Source organism: Streptomyces sp. NPDC006544, from assembly GCF_040611715.1.
Classification (GTDB): Bacteria; Actinomycetota; Actinomycetes; order Streptomycetales; family Streptomycetaceae; genus Streptomyces.
In genome coordinates this window covers 1-1,345 of the sequence record NZ_JBEXOV010000229.1, presented here as the reverse complement: position 1 = coordinate 1,345, position 1,345 = coordinate 1, and the positions used below count along the sequence as shown (strand labels likewise).

Below are 1,345 nucleotides of genomic sequence, written 5' to 3'. Positions count from 1 at the left end.
CTTCAGTTCAAGAGGTCGTTGCAACACCCGTCCGTAGGGAGTTGCAGTGGACTTCGATGTCAGGGAAGACCGGAGGCCGCAGGGGCCCAGGAAGCTCCTGGAGGAGCGTGAGCTCTACCTTTCCCTTGTGGATCAAGGAATGAGTAACGCGCAGGCCTGCCGGATCGTGGGGGTCCACGATCGGACCGGCAGGGAGTGGCGGTACGGACGGCCGAAGGGCCGGGCGAAGAGACCGCGGCCGAGGGCGAAAGATGCGTCCTCGGTCGCGGTCCGTGCCGTCAGAACCGCGAAGACGCGGCTGATCGAGGTCCGCGGGGACTCCCGGTATCTCGGCGAGGACGAGCGGATACACATCGCTGACCGGCTGCGGGAGAAGGCCACCGTCCGTGCGATCGCGGCCGAGCTCGGACGCAGCCCGTCCACCGTCAGCCGGGAGATCCGCCGCAACCGCCATCCCGCGAACGGCCAGTACCGGCCGCACGCAGCGCATGCCCGCGCACGGGCCAGGCGGCCCCGTCCCAAGGGCGGGAAGATCGCGGCATGTCCGCTGCTGCGTGACACCATCCAGTCGTGGCTGGGGCTGAAGTGGAGTCCCGAGCAGATCAGCCGGAGTCTGCGCCTGCACTTCCCCGGCCAGCCGGAGATGCACGTGTCGCACGAGACGATCTACCAGGCCCTCTACGTCCAAGGCCGGGGTGAACTGCGCCGAGAACTCACCAGGGCCCTGCGGACCGGCCGCACCCTCCGCAAGCCTCAGCGCCGTCCTGACCAGCGTGTTCCGCGCTATCCGGCACCGATGGTGATGATCAGCGACCGGCCGGCCGAGGCCGATGACCGGGCCGTTCCCGGTCACTGGGAAGGCGACCTGATCATCGGCAAGAACAACGGCTCCGCGATCGGCACCCTGGTCGAGCGGACCACCCGCTACGTGATGCTGGTCCACTTGCCCGGCAACCGCGACACCATCACCGTCCGCGACGCACTCATCGACACGATCGGCCAACTCCCGGCCCACCTGCGACGCTCGCTCACCTGGGACCAGGGCTCCGAGATGGGCCTGCACCACCAGTTCTCCATGGCCACGGGCATGCCGGTCTACTTCTGCGACCCCTCCAGCCCCTGGCAGCGCGGCTCAAACGAGAACACGAACGGACTGCTGCGGCAGTACTTCCCCAAGGCCACCGACCTCTCCCGGCACAGCCGCGAGCATCTGGACGCCGTCGCAGCCGAACTCAACGGCCGCCCACGCAAGACGCTCGACTGGGAAACCCCAGCCGAGCGCCTCGCTAAGCTCCTCACAACAGCCGCATGACCAGCGGTGTTGCCACGACCCCTTGAATTCGCC

Annotated in this window: 1 protein-coding gene; it reads left to right on the top strand. The window is 68.0% G+C overall.

The window, feature by feature from the left end; all coding sequences use genetic code 11:
- Positions 1–46 precede the first annotated feature (46 nt).
- On the top strand, positions 47–1,312 hold the full coding sequence (locus ABZY44_RS37715; protein WP_356662073.1) for an IS30 family transposase: 1,266 nt from the start codon (positions 47–49) through the stop codon (positions 1,310–1,312).
- The last annotated feature ends 33 nt before the right edge of the window (positions 1,313–1,345 follow it).